The organism is Bacillus sp. LSHTCR4 (assembly GCF_057197025.1).
Genome location: NZ_JBXUNO010000002.1, coordinates 755,598 through 771,405, shown reverse-complemented (window position 1 = coordinate 771,405; position 15,808 = coordinate 755,598). Strand labels below are relative to the sequence as shown.

18 protein-coding genes are annotated in these 15,808 nt (G+C 35.6%); 4 read left to right on the top strand and 14 right to left on the bottom strand.

Annotation, left to right across the window (positions count from 1 at the left end; all coding sequences use genetic code 11):
- Positions 1–37 precede the first annotated feature (37 nt).
- From ptsP to glcT, 4 genes are all read right to left on the bottom strand, one after another.
- Entirely contained in the window at positions 38–1,750 is a 1,713-nt protein-coding gene (ptsP, locus tag AC2CGR_RS17810) for a phosphoenolpyruvate--protein phosphotransferase (protein WP_000174221.1), read from the bottom strand.
- Positions 1,750–2,013: a phosphocarrier protein HPr gene (gene ptsH, locus AC2CGR_RS17805; RefSeq protein WP_000411079.1), complete on the bottom strand. Its 264-nt coding sequence runs from the start codon at positions 2,011–2,013 to the stop codon at positions 1,750–1,752. The genes ptsP and ptsH overlap by 1 nt, the downstream gene beginning before the upstream one ends.
- A 135-nt stretch (positions 2,014–2,148) precedes the next feature.
- Positions 2,149–4,212 (bottom strand): PTS glucose transporter subunit IIABC, encoded by a 2,064-nt coding sequence (ptsG, locus tag AC2CGR_RS17800; protein WP_131100689.1) that lies wholly within the window; start codon positions 4,210–4,212, stop codon positions 2,149–2,151.
- A 339-nt stretch (positions 4,213–4,551) separates the two neighbouring features.
- Positions 4,552–5,400, bottom strand: a complete 849-nt coding sequence (gene glcT, locus AC2CGR_RS17795; protein WP_000073866.1) for a glucose PTS transporter transcription antiterminator GlcT — start codon at positions 5,398–5,400, stop codon at positions 4,552–4,554.
- Positions 5,401–5,565: 165 nt separating this feature from the next.
- Here glcT and AC2CGR_RS17790 point away from each other — a divergent pair, with 165 nt between their 5' ends.
- Entirely contained in the window at positions 5,566–6,372 is an 807-nt protein-coding gene (locus tag AC2CGR_RS17790; protein ID WP_042875481.1) for a Cof-type HAD-IIB family hydrolase, read from the top strand.
- A 70-nt stretch (positions 6,373–6,442) separates the two neighbouring features.
- Here the strand turns inward: AC2CGR_RS17790 and phnF are convergent, their stop codons facing one another.
- From phnF to scpA, 6 genes are all read right to left on the bottom strand, one after another.
- A complete protein-coding gene (gene phnF, locus AC2CGR_RS17785) occupies positions 6,443–7,174 on the bottom strand; it encodes a phosphonate metabolism transcriptional regulator PhnF (RefSeq protein ID WP_002194085.1) in 732 nt (243 codons plus the stop codon).
- Positions 7,104–7,892, bottom strand: a complete 789-nt coding sequence (gene nagB / locus AC2CGR_RS17780; RefSeq protein ID WP_001024206.1) for a glucosamine-6-phosphate deaminase — start codon at positions 7,890–7,892, stop codon at positions 7,104–7,106. The genes phnF and nagB overlap by 71 nt, the downstream gene beginning before the upstream one ends.
- A 4-nt stretch (positions 7,893–7,896) precedes the next feature.
- A complete protein-coding gene (gene nagA, locus AC2CGR_RS17775) occupies positions 7,897–9,039 on the bottom strand; it encodes an N-acetylglucosamine-6-phosphate deacetylase (RefSeq protein WP_087966479.1) in 1,143 nt (380 codons plus the stop codon).
- Positions 9,040–9,247: 208 nt separating this feature from the next.
- Positions 9,248–10,150, bottom strand: a complete 903-nt coding sequence (locus AC2CGR_RS17770) for a ComEC/Rec2 family competence protein (protein ID WP_087966172.1) — start codon at positions 10,148–10,150, stop codon at positions 9,248–9,250.
- Positions 10,151–10,228: 78 nt separating this feature from the next.
- On the bottom strand, positions 10,229–10,801 hold the full coding sequence (gene scpB / locus AC2CGR_RS17765) for a segregation/condensation protein ScpB (protein WP_087966169.1): 573 nt from the start codon (positions 10,799–10,801) through the stop codon (positions 10,229–10,231).
- 158 nt (positions 10,802–10,959) lie between these two features.
- Positions 10,960–11,703 carry a segregation/condensation protein A gene (gene scpA / locus AC2CGR_RS17760; protein WP_001199758.1) on the bottom strand — a complete coding sequence of 248 codons (744 nt, stop codon included), beginning with the start codon at positions 11,701–11,703 and terminating at the stop codon, positions 10,960–10,962.
- Positions 11,704–11,872: 169 nt separating this feature from the next.
- Between scpA and AC2CGR_RS17755 the strand changes: the two genes are divergently transcribed.
- Together AC2CGR_RS17755 and AC2CGR_RS17750 are read left to right on the top strand one after the other, a co-directional pair.
- Complete coding sequence (locus tag AC2CGR_RS17755) at positions 11,873–11,968, top strand: YjcZ family sporulation protein (RefSeq protein ID WP_000510194.1); 96 nt, start codon at positions 11,873–11,875, stop codon at positions 11,966–11,968.
- Positions 11,969–12,066: 98 nt separating this feature from the next.
- Complete coding sequence (locus tag AC2CGR_RS17750) at positions 12,067–12,585, top strand: DUF309 domain-containing protein (protein ID WP_087966167.1); 519 nt, start codon at positions 12,067–12,069, stop codon at positions 12,583–12,585.
- Positions 12,586–12,605: 20 nt separating this feature from the next.
- Here the strand turns inward: AC2CGR_RS17750 and ribT are convergent, their stop codons facing one another.
- The 3 genes from ribT to AC2CGR_RS17735 all read right to left on the bottom strand — a co-directional run bounded on the left by ribT (position 12,606) and on the right by AC2CGR_RS17735 (position 13,881).
- Positions 12,606–12,974 carry a GNAT family N-acetyltransferase RibT gene (gene ribT / locus AC2CGR_RS17745; RefSeq protein ID WP_000908397.1) on the bottom strand — a complete coding sequence of 123 codons (369 nt, stop codon included), beginning with the start codon at positions 12,972–12,974 and terminating at the stop codon, positions 12,606–12,608.
- 68 nt (positions 12,975–13,042) lie between these two features.
- Positions 13,043–13,225, bottom strand: coding sequence for a hypothetical protein (locus AC2CGR_RS17740; protein WP_033677996.1), 183 nt, complete (start codon positions 13,223–13,225; stop codon positions 13,043–13,045).
- A gap of 218 nt (positions 13,226–13,443) precedes the next feature.
- Positions 13,444–13,881, bottom strand: a complete 438-nt coding sequence (locus tag AC2CGR_RS17735; RefSeq protein ID WP_000853783.1) for a peptidylprolyl isomerase — start codon at positions 13,879–13,881, stop codon at positions 13,444–13,446.
- A 187-nt stretch (positions 13,882–14,068) separates the two neighbouring features.
- Between AC2CGR_RS17735 and AC2CGR_RS17730 the strand changes: the two genes are divergently transcribed.
- On the top strand, positions 14,069–14,935 hold the full coding sequence (locus tag AC2CGR_RS17730; RefSeq protein ID WP_000850502.1) for a DUF1002 domain-containing protein: 867 nt from the start codon (positions 14,069–14,071) through the stop codon (positions 14,933–14,935).
- A gap of 31 nt (positions 14,936–14,966) precedes the next feature.
- Here the strand turns inward: AC2CGR_RS17730 and AC2CGR_RS17725 are convergent, their stop codons facing one another.
- The gene (locus tag AC2CGR_RS17725) at positions 14,967–15,770 is read right to left on the bottom strand and encodes a Cof-type HAD-IIB family hydrolase (protein WP_131100691.1); all 804 of its coding nucleotides are present in this window, start codon (positions 15,768–15,770) and stop codon (positions 14,967–14,969) included.
- Positions 15,771–15,808 lie beyond the last annotated feature (38 nt).

Sequence of the window (15,808 nt, the reverse complement as noted above, 5' to 3'; positions counted from 1 at the left end):
GAGACCGATTTCAAATCGACTCAGGTTTTTTTATTGATTATATGCTTTTAACTAGTTCAACAACTTCTTCAGCAGTTGACATCATTAATGCTTTTTCTGCTAATGTTTCCATTTCTGCTTTTGACAACTTGCTTAGTTGTGTTCTTGCAGGAAGAATAGATGTTGCACTCATACTGAACTCATCTAAACCTAATCCTAATAATAATGGGATAGCAAGTGAATCGCCCGCCATCTCACCACACATACCAGCCCATTTGCCTTCTTTATGAGCAGCATCGATAACCATTTTTACAAGACGTAAAATAGATGGGTTATATGGTTGGTATAAGTAAGATACTTGTTCGTTCATACGGTCTGCAGCCATTGTGTATTGAATTAAGTCGTTTGTTCCGATAGAGAAGAAATCAACTTCTTTTGCGAATTGATCTGCTAATACTGCTGAAGCTGGGATTTCAACCATCATACCAACTTCAATAGAATCAGAAACAGTTGTACCCGCTTCTACAAGTTTCGCTTTCTCTTCTAATAAGATCGCTTTCGCTTGACGGAACTCATCAAGAGTTGCGATCATTGGGAACATAATTTTTAAGTTACCGTATACGCTAGCACGAAGTAATGCACGAAGTTGTGTACGGAACACATCTTGCTCATCAAGACATAAGCGAATTGCACGGTATCCTAAGAATGGATTCATTTCTTTTGGTAAATGTAAGTATGGAAGCTCTTTATCTCCACCGATGTCAAGTGTACGAACAACAACAGGTTGACCTTCTTTTACACCTTCAAGAACTGCTTTATACGCTTCGAACTGCTCTTCTTCTGTTGGAAGATTGTCACGGCCCATGTATAAGAATTCTGTGCGGTATAAACCAACGCCTTCTCCGCCATTATCGATAATACCTTGTACATCATTTGGTGTTCCGATATTTGCAACAAGCTCAACGTGATGTCCATCACTTGTTACAGTAGCTTGGTCTTTTAATTTTGCCCATTCAGCTTTTTGCTCTTCAAATTTCGCTTTCTTTTCTTCAAACGAGCGAAGAGTTTCTTCTGATGGATTAACAATTACTTCTCCATCTAAACCATCGATGATTACGATATCGCCGTTTTGGATTTTCTCCATAACAACTTTTGTACCAACAACAGCTGGAATTTCCATAGAACGAGCCATAATTGCAGAGTGAGATGTACGTCCGCCAATATCAGTAGTAAAACCTTTTGCATACTTACGGTTTAACTGAGCTGTATCAGATGGTGTTAAATCTTCAGCAATAATGATTACTTCTTCAGAAATTGTACCAGGATTTGAGAAGTTAATGCCTAGTAAATGCGCAAGAACACGTTTTGTTACGTCACGAATGTCCGCAGCACGTTCTTTCATATATTCGTTATCCATGTTTTCAAACATAGAAATAAACATTGATGCAACTTCATCCATTGCAAATTCAGCATTTACTTTTTCGCTATTTACTTTATCTTTTACTGGGTTTACTAGTTCTGGATCATTTAACACTAATAAATGTGCTTCAAAGATCGCAGCTTTGTCAGCACCTAGCTCAGCAAAAGCGTGGTCCTTAATAGCTTCTAATTCAGTTTTTGCTTTCTCAAGCGCAGCTTCTAAGCGTGCAATTTCTGCAGCTTCGTTTGTAATTGATTTCTTTTCGATGTTAAATTCAGGATTTTCAAGTCTGAAAGCCTTTGCAATAGCAATCCCACTTGATGCAGCGATCCCTTGAATGTTAAGAGTCATTATTCTCCTAATCCTTCGTTTTTCATAGTTTCTTCGATAGCTGCTAGTGCTTGAGCTGCATCATCACCATTTGCAGTGATTTTAATTTCCGCGCCTTGTTGAATACCTAAAGACATAACGCCCATGATTGATTTTAAGTTAACGTTCTTTCCGTTATACTCTAAGTTAATGTCAGAACCAAATTTGCTTGCAGTGTTTACAAGTAAAGTTGCTGGACGAGCATGAATTCCTGAGTCGCTAGTTACTTTAAAGATTTTTTCCATGATAATTTATCTCCTTTAAATTACAGTATTTTTTAGTTGTATAGACGTGAGTACTACATCATCTATTGTATATAATAGGCGATGTTCGGTCAACCACATCGCCTATTATAATTATAAACATTTTGCGTCAAATTCCTACTGAATGTCAATAATAGCGTTTTCGCCCTTCTTAACATTTCCATCTTTTTTCAATTCGACTTGTTCGCCTTGTTGTAAATTCGTAAATACAATTGGTGTAATGATAGATGGCGCATTTTCTTTTACAAATGCAAGATCTACTTTTAATAACGGTTGTCCTTGTTTCACTTTGTCACCTTGTGCTACAAGTGCTTCAAAACCTTCACCATTTAATTTTACAGTATCAATACCAAAGTGGATTAAAATTTCTTTTCCACCTTCAGATTGAATACCAATTGCATGCTTTGTAGGGAATACATTGACAATTTCACCGTTAACTGGAGAAACTACTGTTCCTTCTGTTGGCTCAATTGCAAATCCGTCTCCCATCATTTTTCCTGAGAATACTTGATCAGGTACTTCTGTAATCGGTAGAATTTTCCCTTCAATTGGTGAAACGATTGTTTCGTTTTCATCAACTTTTTGAGGAGCTTCTTCTACTTTTACAGGCTCTTCTTTTTCAACATGAGGTGTACGACCTGACATAATATCATGAATTTGTGATTTTAGTGTGTCAGATTTCGGTCCGAAAATAGCTTGAATGTTATTTCCAACTTCAAGTACACCAGCTGCTCCAAGCTCTTTTAAGCGATCTTTGTTTACATTCTTTTGTTCGTTAACTTGAACACGTAAACGAGTAATACAAGCGTCTAAAGAAGCAATGTTTTCTTTACCACCAAGTGCTACTAATACTTCACGAGGAAGTTCACCAGCTTCTGCTTTTCCTGCACCTTCATTAGCATTTGCTACTTCACGACCAGGTGTTTTTAAATCCCATTTACGGATTGCAAATCGGAATCCGAAGTAGTAAATAACTGCTAGTACAAGACCAACAACAATTACCCACCACCATGCTGTACGGCCTGGTAATACACCGAATAACATAAAGTCGATTAAACCACCAGAGAATGTCATACCAATTTTAACACCTAAAATTTGCATTGTCATAAATGATAGACCAGCGAATACGGCATGAATTCCGAATAGTACTGGTGCTACGAATAAGAATGAAAATTCAAGTGGTTCTGTAATACCTGTTAAGAAAGATGTTAATGCAGCAGAACCTAAAATACCAGCTGCTAATTTTTTATTTTCTGGACGTGCTTCATGGTACATTGCTAAAGCTGCTGCTGGAAGACCGAACATCATGAACGGATACTTACCAGTTGTAAATGTACCTGCTGTTAATTCTACACCGTCTTTTAACTGTGCCATAAAGATTTTTTGGTCACCACGGATTAATTCGCCAGCTGCATTTGTATACTGACCGAATTCGAACCAGAACGGTGAATAGAAAATGTGATGTAATCCAAATGGAATTAATGAACGTTCAATTAAACCGAATATGAATGCCGCTAATGTTCTATTTGCATCAATCATTTGATGTGAGAACGTATTTAAGCCACCTTGAATGTATGGCCAAACGAAGCACATGATAATACCTACTACTAAAGAGAATGTTGCAGTTGCGATCGGTACGAAACGCTTACCTGCGAAGAAACCTAAGTATGATGGTAATTCAATGTTGAAGTATTTATTATAGCAATATGCCGCTACTATACCGACGATAATACCACCAAACACTCCAGTTTGTAGCGTTGGAATTCCTAATACGTTTGCATATGCTGGATCCGTAAATCCAATTTTCACTGGATCTGCTCCAGAACTTGTTACTTTCACTAGCTTATCTACTTCTAAGAACACACTCATCGTTTTGTTCATAATTAAGTAGCCGACGAATGCTGCTAAACCAGCTACGCCATCTCCACCAGCTAAACCAATTGCTACCCCAACTGCGAATAATAATGCAAGGTTAGCGAAGATAATATCACCAGATTGTTCCATAATTTTTGCTACCATTACGAACCAATCTGCTTTTAAAGCAGGAATAACATTTGTTAACTGTGGATTTTGAAATGCATTACCAAATCCAAGTAAAATACCTGCTGCCGGTAAAATCGCTACTGGAAGCATAAGCGCTTTTCCGACTTTTTGAAGAACACCAAAGATCTTCTTAAACATGGAAACCCTTCCTCTCTTATCTATATTGATACCTTCCGACAAACGCCAAAAAGGCATGAGGAAAAAAAGATAGAACGATAGCTATACAAAGGGTAGTATATCCCTTTCTCTAGCTTACATTCCTTACTTTTCTCCACTCATGCCTGATCGAATCAGTAACACGTGTCAAAAATAGGTTTACTTATAAGTTCACTATAATTAAGGCAAACGTTTTCGTTACTTACCTTAATGTGTTTGTCGAAAATTGTATAACTTTGCAATAGTTATTATACATAACTATTGTAAGCGATTCAATGATTTTTTTTAACGTTTTCATTTTAGACAAAAATATATGACTTTTTACACATGCTCTGCCTTCACTAAGCGTTGCAGGTGCATCGTTAAATATATGCTCTCTGCTTCATAAACAGGAAGTTGCAATTCTTTTTGCATGACCTTAACTAGCTTCCAAGCTAAATTATAACAGACAGGATATTCCGCCTTTAATAAATCAGCAAAACTTTGTGATTCCTCTACTTTCTCCCCTTTTTTCACCCGTTCAATAGCATATTGCAAATGACGGATAAGGCGTAAATAGTGAATACTTTCTTGATCTAATGTAATTTGTAAGTTTGTCTCAATTAAAGATACAAGCTGTGCAATGAGACGGGAGTTTTGATTAACTGAAGATAAATCTGAATTTGTAAGTGAACTGTAAATATGGAGTGCAATAAACCCAATTTCTCCTTCTGGCAATGTAATTTGCAAACGAGAATTTAAAAGGTTTACAACACCTTCAGCAATTTTATATTCCTCTGGATAGAGCATTTTCGTTTCAACTAAAAAAGGATTATCAATTGTAAGTCCTTGTTTTAAACGCTTAATCGCAAAAGAAATATGATCTGTTAAAGCGATATGAATATGTTCATTTAATGGTGATTTTGCTTTTTCTTGAATATAGAACATAATATCATTCATTAATTCAATTAATTTTTCACTCACATGTGGAACTAACAGTTTGTATTGTTCACGATCACGTTCATTTTTTAGAACAAACATTTTTTCAATTTGTTCTTGCTCCAATACATCTTTCGCTTTTTTCCCAAATCCAATTCCTTTACCAATCACTACTACTTCCTCGTGTTCAGGATGGCTAGCAATAATGACATTATTATTTAAAACTTTTTTAATTTCTAGATAATTACTCATATAACACCACCCTCGTCCTTAAATAGCCTGCTTTTATGTTACAGAACATTCTTCTTTGTCGTCAATGTAAAACATCTACCATTTCATAAAAATTCATTTTTTAGACATGTTTATATATGATGCGTATAATGTAAGAGCAACTGTACATAGAAAGGAGATAACAACATGATTAAAATGTTTGTAAGTGATATCGACGGTACAATGATGCAACACGGAGGTTTAATTGACGAACAAGATATTGTAGCACTTCGTAGTCTCGCTGAGCAAAATGTTATTCTTTGTTTCGCTTCTGGCCGACTTGATAATGAAATTGCAGACTTAATGAAAGCTGTAAATACAAATTTCCATCGCATTAGTGTTAATGGTGTTTTTGTATATACAAATGAAAATAAGCAGCTATTATCTGCAACTTTTGATTCCAGCATTCTTCCTGAGTTGTTAGACATGACGAATGAAGATCCTTATTTCCGTTATGTTAGTGATGAACATAATTACTACATTGAAGAGAAAACACCGTTTATTCATGAACTTGAGCAACAAGTAACGATGACTTCTGTTGAAGAACCAAATTTATTACAGAAAATAGATGATACAATTTTTCCAAATAAAATTTCTGTCGGTGGAACAAAGGAGAGCTTACAACTCCTTCAGAAAAAAATTGATGAAAAATTCCATGGAAAAGTTAGTACCTTCATTTCAGCAGAACAATGTTTAGATGTAATGCCACCTAATATTAGTAAAGGTTCTGCTATTTCTGTTTTATTAAAAGAGTTTCAATTACAACCAGAGGAAGTTGCTTGCATAGGGGATTCTTATAATGATATTCCAATGTTTTCTTTAACTCCTCACAGTTTTGCTATGGCTCAAGCAGATGACGCAGTAAAAGAACACGCTCACTATGTAGTAAATTCAGTTAAAGATGCTGTTAACCACGTAATTGCTCATAATAAAAATACGACTCACTCCTTGTAAGGATGAGTCGTATTTTTTCTTTACATGTTAAACAATTTGACATTTACTGTACTTCACAAACTGAAATATATTATTTGTTACGTGCGATGTTTGTAATAAACTTATAACGATCCCCACGATAAATACATTTCACATACTCTAACGGTACTTCACCTTCTGAATATGACCATTGACGCATTACAAGCACTGGCGCCTTTTTAGGAATATGCAGATGTTCCGCTTCATTATCCGTTGCAATTGAAGCTTCAATTGATTGAGTAGCGCTAACAAGTTTAAAGCCCAGTTTTTTCTCTAAATGTTCATATAAAGATTGTTGCAATATTTCTTCGTTAATATCTTTTACAAGAGCTGGCGACAAATATGTCGTCTCAAAAGCAATCGGCTCATCATCAGCTAAGCGAATACGCCTCACTTCATAAACCGACTCTCCCTCCTGTATTCTCAGCCGGTCTGCTATTTTCGCAGTAGCTGGAACTAGGCGGAAACTTAGTAATTGACTACTTGGGTTCATCCCACGAGAAATCATATCTTCTGTGAATCCTGTCATTCCTTGCAATTTTTGTTCCACTTTCGGAAGTTGGACAAACGTACCGATTCCACGTTTCCGATATAAATAACCTTGTTCCACTAAATTATTAATCGCCTGTCTGATTGTCATACGACTCACTTCGAACTTATCGCAAAGTTCATTCTCAGATGGGATTTTATCTCCCGGCTTCCATTCGCCGTCCTCAATTAGCTGTTTCACCCACTCTTGAATCTGATAATAGATCGGAAATGGTGAATACTTGTCGATGTTCATCAGCAATCGCCTCACTGCATAAAGATAGAGCTTCTTGATCAGCGATTACGGTTACATTCGGATGACGTTGTAAAACTGTAGCAGGACACGCTTCACTATATGCACCTTGCAATAATTCTTTAACAGCTTCTGCCTTTTTAGAACCCATAGCAACAAGTAGAATTTGTTTCGCTTTCATAATGCTTCCAATTCCCATTGTAATTGCATGAGTTGGCACATCTTCTTCTTTTTCGAAGAAGCGAAGGTTTGCTTGGCGTGTAGATTCTGTTAATTCAACAATGTTTGTTGGAGAATTAAACGGTGTTCCTGGTTCGTTAAATCCGATGTGACCGTTTTCACCGATTCCAAGAATCTGTAGGTCAACTGGGTTAGCAGCTAGAATGCCCTCGTAACGTTTGCACTCTTCCTCTAAATCACTTGCCATCCCGTTTGGTACATAAGTTTGTTTAAATGGAAGATGATCAAACAACTGTTCTTGCATGAAATAGTGATAGCTGTTTTTATCTTCATGTGGTAAATTTACGTACTCATCTAAGTTTACAGTGGTTACACGGCTTGTATCAAGTTTATTTTTTCGCATTTCTGCATAAATACCTAATGGAGAGCTTCCTGTAGCCATTCCTAATGTTGGATTTTCTTTTGTTTTTACAACTTCTTCAATTAATTTATAACCTGCTTCTGCTAGTTCTTCTGGAGTTTTTACAACAAGAATATTCATTTAATTACTTCCCTTCCTTCATATGAATTCCTAAACGAACCGTATCATATACATGTAAATCTTCATTCATCACAACAAAGTCTGCATCTTTTCCTACCGCTAATGCACCTTTATTATTTAATCCAAACTCTTCTGCTTGGTTCACTGATGTCATTAGTACTGCATCTTCGATTGAACAACCTGTAAATTCAATTACGTTTCGGAAAGCTTGATCCATTTTTAGAATACTACCAGCTAACGTTCCATCTTCTAATCGAGCACTACCATCTTTTACATGTACTGGCTGTCCGCCAAGCTCATATAACCCATCTTCAAGACCTTTTGCACGCATTGCGTCAGTAATAACACTTACTTTTTTCGGTCCTTTTAATTTATATGCTAATTTCACCATATCAGGGTGAATGTGAATACCATCTGTAATTACTTCAACCATTACCTCTGGATTTAATAACACATGACCAACAACTCCTGGTTCACGGTGATGTAATCCACGCATTTGATTGTATAAATGCGTTGCATGTGTAATGTTTCTATTTTTTAGTTGCGCATCAATTGCATCTGTATGCCCCATTGTGCCGACAACACCAGTTTCAGCAAGATACTGCTCAAACTCTAACGCTCCTTCTTCTTCAGGTGCGTATGTTACTAATTTAATTAGATTTCCGCTTGCTTCCTGCCATTGTTTAAATTGTTCAATATTCGCAGGAACAATATGTTCAAGTGGTTGTGCACCTGCACGTTTTTTTGAAACATACGGTCCTTCTAAGTGAATATATTCGAAATGTGCTCCTTTTTCTTTCGCTTCCTTCGCAGCATGTAGTGCTGCTTCGATTGCTTCTGGAGCTTGTGTCATTGTTGTTGGGAAGTAAGTTGTAACTCCTTCTTTTAACATTTCTTTCCCTAGAGTTACTAACCCATCGCTATTTGCATCCATCGCATCAATATCGTATCCACCATGAATATGAACATCAATCATACCTGGAATCACAATCTTCCCTGCCGCATCTAAAACAGTTTCATTTTCTTGTGATACATATTGAGCCATCAAACCAATTTCTTTAATTGTTTCTGCGTAACGAATAAATCCATTTTCTACTACTTCTTGACCTGTATAAATTTTGGCATTGATGACAACTTGCGTTTTCATTTTCATCGATCCTTTCCCATGAAATACCTACTTGTTATTATTACCTTATTCGCCTAATTCCATCTTAATATATGCACGAGTAGTTGTCTATACATTCTAATGAAATTTCCTCTTTGCTTAACAAAAAGGAAGCTTTGTACGTCTCTCACAATTATAATATATGTTATTCATTTTTTCCAAAAAGGAACTATATCATCTAACGTATGAATCACTTAAGTAATGGCATTAATCCGCTAGACCCTATTGTAATATGTTCGCCGTCTGTTTCCATTTCTACTGTACGTCTATTTGTTCCATACATCATTATACCACGCTGTTTTAATCGTCTCACTACACTTTGATGCGGATGTCCATACGGATTTCGGCTACCATAAGAAAGAATTGCGAACTGTGGTTCTACCTTCTTTATAAACCTTTCACTTGTTGAAGTATATGAGCCATGATGTCCCACCTTTAACACATCTGCATGTACATCAAATTGCTTTAATATTTCCGTTTCCGTCCGCACATCTGCATCACCCATTAGTAAAAAATCTGCCTTACCATACCGAACCTTTAATACAATTGAAGATTCATTATTTTCATCTTTGGACTTCCCATTGTTCAATACTTGTATGGAAACATGCGGATCTAGCGGTATGTATTGGCCCTCTTTTACTAAAATGAAAGGGATTCCCCTTTTCTTTATGTTATTTCGATACGTATGATAAGTAAGAGAACTATATGTTTTTCCACTATCTAATATAAGTGATACCGGCATTTGCTCTACAATCGGAATGAGCCCTCCAATATGATCCATGTCAGGATGAGTACTGACGATAGCATCTAAATGGTTAATTCCTTTTTCAATTAGCTTTTGGATGATAACCTCACCAGCTTCATAAGGTCCTCCATCAATTAACATCGTTTGTCCATTTGGCAATGTAATAAGTGTTGCATCACCTTGTCCAACTTTTAAGAAACTCACTTTCATTTTACCAAAATGTTGCCGCTGCATATGTAAAGGAGACGCAGTATGAATAGACATCATATACCTTTTAGCCGATGTACTATTTAAAGAAAAGCATAACAAAACAGAAACTAATAACAAAACACTCCGTATACCTCTCATAACTCGTCTCCTTTTTTCAATTAGTATGGCACGGTATATAATTGATATACAAAAAAAGCTTAGCAAAATGCTAAGCTTTTATTTCGATATCTCTTGTAAAGAACCGAAGAATAAATCCGCTTCATTCATTTGTTCGTTTTCTTCAGAAAGCGAAGGTAAATCATCTAATGTTTTTAATCCAAACGTGTCCAAAAATTCTTTCGTCGTTCCATATAAAATAGGACGCCCAGGTCCTTCTGCTCTTCCCATTTCTTTTATAAGTAAGTGTGACACTAACGTTTGTAACGCCTTATCGGTTTTTACCCCTCTAATCTCTTCCATTTCAGTTCTTGTAATGGGTTGACGATATGCAACAATCGCTAACGTTTCTAGCGCTGCCTGAGAGAGTGAAGCAGCTGTTGGGATATCTATTAGTTTTTGATAGTACGACGCATGTTCTTTCTTTGTAGCAAAACGATATACTTTTGCATACTGTACAATTTGCAAACCGCGGTGTGCACCTTCACATTCTTTTTGCATTTCTTCTAAAATATTGATTACTTCGTTTCCTTCAATTTCAAGGACTTTTGCTATTTGTTCAGGATAAATCCCTTCATCACCAGAAACAAATAAAAGCCCTTCAATGATTGATTTCTGTTCTGTTCTATCCATTTTACGAGCTCCTTCCTCCTATTTTCTCCATAAAAATACACATCAAAAAACCGAATCACAATCAATGCGTTCGGTTCAATATTTTTTCTCTTGTTCCAAACGATACATTCAAACCTAGCATGAGATATAATATTTCTATCCCATTTTCCATACTAACTCTATGCAGATTTAGTATAGCTTGATACGAAAATTTCATCAAAATTATGTTCTTGTTCAATTATGATTTGTTGATTTTTCATAAGCTCAAGAACCGCTAAAAATGTTACAACCATTATTTCCCGTTCATCATCAACAAACAAATCATAAAAACTTTGACGACCACCTTGTATTTCTAACTGCTTTAAAATATCAGTCATGCGCTGTTCAATTGGTATTTCTTGACGAGTAATACGTGTTGTCACAGGCTTCTTTGCTTTTTTACGGCGCATTAATTTTTGAAATGCCGCTAGCATATCATATAACGTAACATCAAGAGGCAAGTTTGTCTCCTCTTCTTGTTGCAACGATGTAAAATCAATTGGCGGACGTGTATATAGCTGTGCTCTTTCTTGTTCTCTTTCTTTTAGTTCAGTAGCAACTTGCTTATATTTCTTATATTCAATTAACCTCTCCATCAATTCTTGACGAGGATCATCTATAAAGTCATCACCGTTATCAAGTACATCTTCTTCATGTTTCGGCAACAACATTTTACTTTTAATTTGCAATAACGTTGCAGCCATTACCAAATACTCACTTGCAACATCTAATTGTAGTTCTTTCATCGTATGAACATAAGATAAATATTGCTCTGTAATTTCCGCTACAGGAATATTATATATATCAATTTCATAACGATGTATTAAATGTAACAATAAATCTAAAGGCCCTTCAAAAGCCTCTACTTTAAAATTATACTGCACAAAGCATCCCACCACATTTTTTCTATAACAACATAAGTATAGAGCATACTCATGTTCTATCCAACCTTTTTAAGAAATTTAATTAAAAATAGACCTATGCCTATGGCATCATGCCCACCACTTCATATGATAACAGTGTAGTAAGAACAATGTAGGAGGTCAAAAAACTATGGGTCACGTTGATTGCGGTTTTAGCGGTGGGTTCGCATTACTTGTTGTATTGTTTATTTTACTAATTATTGTAGGAGCAGCTTGCTTCTGCTAATATGAACAATAACGGCTAGGGAGAAATTCCCTAGTCGTTTATTGTTCATATTTCTATGATAAACTTATATTTATAACCGTTAGATAGGGGCGAAGAAAATGTATCCTACCGAATACATACAGTTTTTAATTCATTTTCACGGAGATTATGATTATTTTGAATGCCACGAAATACTGGAAGAATATTGGAAAACAAAACCAAGAGGAAATCGTGATAATTATTTAGTCGGCCTCATTCAAATTGCAGTTTCTTTATACCATCACAGACGCTCTAACTGGAATGGCGCAGAGAAGATGATGAAAAGCGCCATAACGATTTTAGAAAAAAACAGTGCACATTTACTTCGTTTAGGAATAAATGAGGCACAACTTCTATTCTTGCTCAAAGATAAATTGCAATCTATCCAGAAAGAAGAAGGTTTTACACCGTTATTTTTACCATTGTCGGATACAACATTAGAAAAGCACTGCATAGAATTATGTCAGAAACAAAACCTTCCTTGGAAAGACGTGGATGCTACTTCTAGTGAATATATAATACATAAACACACATTACGTGATCGAACTGAAGTCATTGCTGAACGAAACGAACAATTACAAAAAAGAAAGCAGAGATAATAAACTACTTATCTCTGCTTTCACGAATGTATATTTTGTTCAAGCCCTTTACACTTTTTGCAAAAACTTGCTGTTTGCTCGTTTCCGCAAATTGTAAACTCAAGAAATTTACTCTTTAATTCTTGAACCATCTTCGTCCCAATACCCATATGACGGTGAGACGGGTTCACACTCAAATGCTGAATTTCCAAAACTTGATTCTCTTTTTTTACAATCCCCATTATCCCAACAAAATCTTCGTTTTGTTTCCACAAATACAATTGCCAATCATCCTTTGCTTCATAATCTTTCATAGTCAATTGTAATGTTTTCACATCTTTTTCAGTTGGCATAAATGAAAGAAGCCCCATTGCAATCTTTTCATAACTTTTTTTAAAACGAATTAACATAACCCTTATCCCTTCTTACAAAAGTTACAAACTATTAAATCCCCTCAATCACTCTTTTCATATCACATTCATTTTACAATATTTTCAACAGAGTGAGAAGAGCTTAAAACAACTTGATAATCATACAAAGCGAAAAGAAGAAAGTCAAATATACGTTTCATTACTATTTTTTCTAAGTAGATAAAAGAAGAAACGCTGTTATATGAAAGTGAAAAGAAACATCCACCACTCATTATCACTTCACTATTCATCACCTTAGAACAGGTGAATTCTAGCAAAATTAATATAATAAAAAATCTTTATTGAAACATGTAATCTAATGTATTCTATGTAATTTGTTAAAATTTTGTTCTCATAAGCGACATATTTTCACTACAATCACATTACTACTTGTATCATGTACCGTAAATGAAATACCCATTCCTATTAAAAATAAAAAAGAGAGCAATAGCTCTCTTTTCTCATTAACTTATTCTTCCCAAACTTTAACTTCTTTCATTACATCACCTTGACGCATGTTTAATACTGTTTCGATACCGCTTGTTGCTTTACCAAATACAGTATGTACACCATCTAAGTGTGGCTGTGGCTCATGAACGATAAAGAATTGGCTACCGCCTGTGTTACGGCCAGCATGAGCCATAGAAAGTGATCCTACAAGGTGTCTATGAGGATTTCCATCAGTTTCACATGGGATAGAGTAACCTGGGCCACCTGCACCTGTTCCTGTTGGATCTCCACCTTGGCTTACGAAGCCAGGAATAACGCGGTGGAATGTCACACCATCATAAAATCCTTGCTCTGCTAGTTTTTTAAAGTTTTCTACTGTTTTTGGTGCCTCTTCTGGGAAAAATTCTAAATCGATTTTTTCACCATTTTCCATTAATATGTATCCTAAAGTTTTCATACGTATATGTCTCCTTTCAACTATCTCAGCACTATATTACCACATTCATGACTAGAAACAAAAAGAATCCGACAATCTACATACTTCTTTTTTGAAATGTGGAAAAAGCTAGGTGACAAATAAAAAATATATACTATAATAACTGTGTTGCCCGAAAATTTTAGAAAGAGAAAGGGAGCGATTTTTCGTGAAAACGAAATTACTAGCTCTGCTATTAGCTGTAGCAGTATTTATTATGCCAACAGCTTCGTTTGCAGACATCATCGAAGGAGAATCAATTGTTACACTAGGAGAAAACTTGTCTGAACAACAAAAACAAGATCTGTTAAAAGAAATGAAAGCACCAAAAGATGCTACAATCATTACTGTGTCTAATGCGGAAGAACATAAATTTCTAGAAGGGATTGTTCCAAAAGCGCAAATTGGTACGAGAGCAATTTCCTCTTCTATGATCACATACACAAAGCCAGGTTCTGGTCTTATTGTACGTTCAAAAAACATTAATTCAATAACAGATGCAATGTATACAAACGCACTTATTACAGCTGGTGTGAAAGATGCAGAAATTCAAATTACTGCACCATTTAAAGTTTCTGGAACTGCTGCTTTAACTGGTTTAATGAAAGCCTATGAAACAACATCAAACAAAGCAATTCCTGAGGAAGTAAAAAAAGTAGCCAATGAAGAAATGGTGCAAACATCCCAGCTCGGCGATAAAATTGGTGAAGAAAAAGCAGTTCAACTTGTTGCAAAAATTAAAGAAGAAATTGCCAAAGAGCAGCCAAAAACGACTGAAGATTTACGTTCATTAATAAAAAAAATTGCGGATCAACTTGGTATTACATTAACGGATGAACAGTTAGATAACTTAGTTGCGCTATTTGATAAAATGAAAAATCTTAATATCGATTGGAATCAAGTTGGCAGTCAGTTAAATAAAGCAAAAGAACACGTTTCTGCCTTTTTAGGATCTGAAGAAGGGCAAAGTTTCCTAGATAAAGTTAAAGATTTCTTCTCAAGTATCATTGATTTTGTTAAATCGTTATTCAAGTAAAAAGAAGCTCGTCACTGACGAGCTTCTTTTTTTATACAAGTAATGGCAATTTCATAATAGCTTCTTCAACCGAACGAACTATATGATTTGCCTTCTCCTTCACATATGGATGAGCATGATGCAGAGTGAATGAATGCGGGGTTACTTCAAACATAGAAATATCATTGAAAGAATCTCCAATGCATGCAACTTCATTTGCTTCAATTTGCAAATGTTCCATGAGTCGTCTTAAAGCGCTCCCTTTACTTACTCCCCTTGGCATAATGTCAACATAGCGTTTACCAGACATAAAAACTTCGGCTTCGTTCTGAAATGTATCTCGTAATTCTTGATCTAATGCTTCAATTGTCTCTTCTTCCCCAAAAACAAACAATTTCGCAGGATGTACAGTTTTACCAAATTCCTCTTCTAATGCTTCTATTTCAGCAATATGCACGCCCATATACGTTTCAAAATTATGATGATGTTCATTTTTTCTTTTTGTATACCGTTGCTCATTTGCACAAACAATATCTGCTAGTCCCTTTTTATGGATATATCGATATATTTCCTGGGCAATCCCATCTTCAAAACTTGATTCATGAAATATTTTCCCATCCGGTAGTAACATCGTCGCTCCATTTAAACTCGTTGTGTAATATGGGAATTCAAACCTATTTACAACTTCATCAATTCGGTGGGTAAAGCGGCCTGAGGCAAAACAAATATTTGTCCCTTTTTCAGCTAACCAACAAATTGCACGTTCATCTTCTTTTTGCATATGATTCACATTGTAAACGAGCGTGTCATCTAAATCACTTACAAATAATTTAATCATGTCCTCTTCCCCTTCCATACACAATATCTACTCTAAGTGTACACAAAAAATGTTTG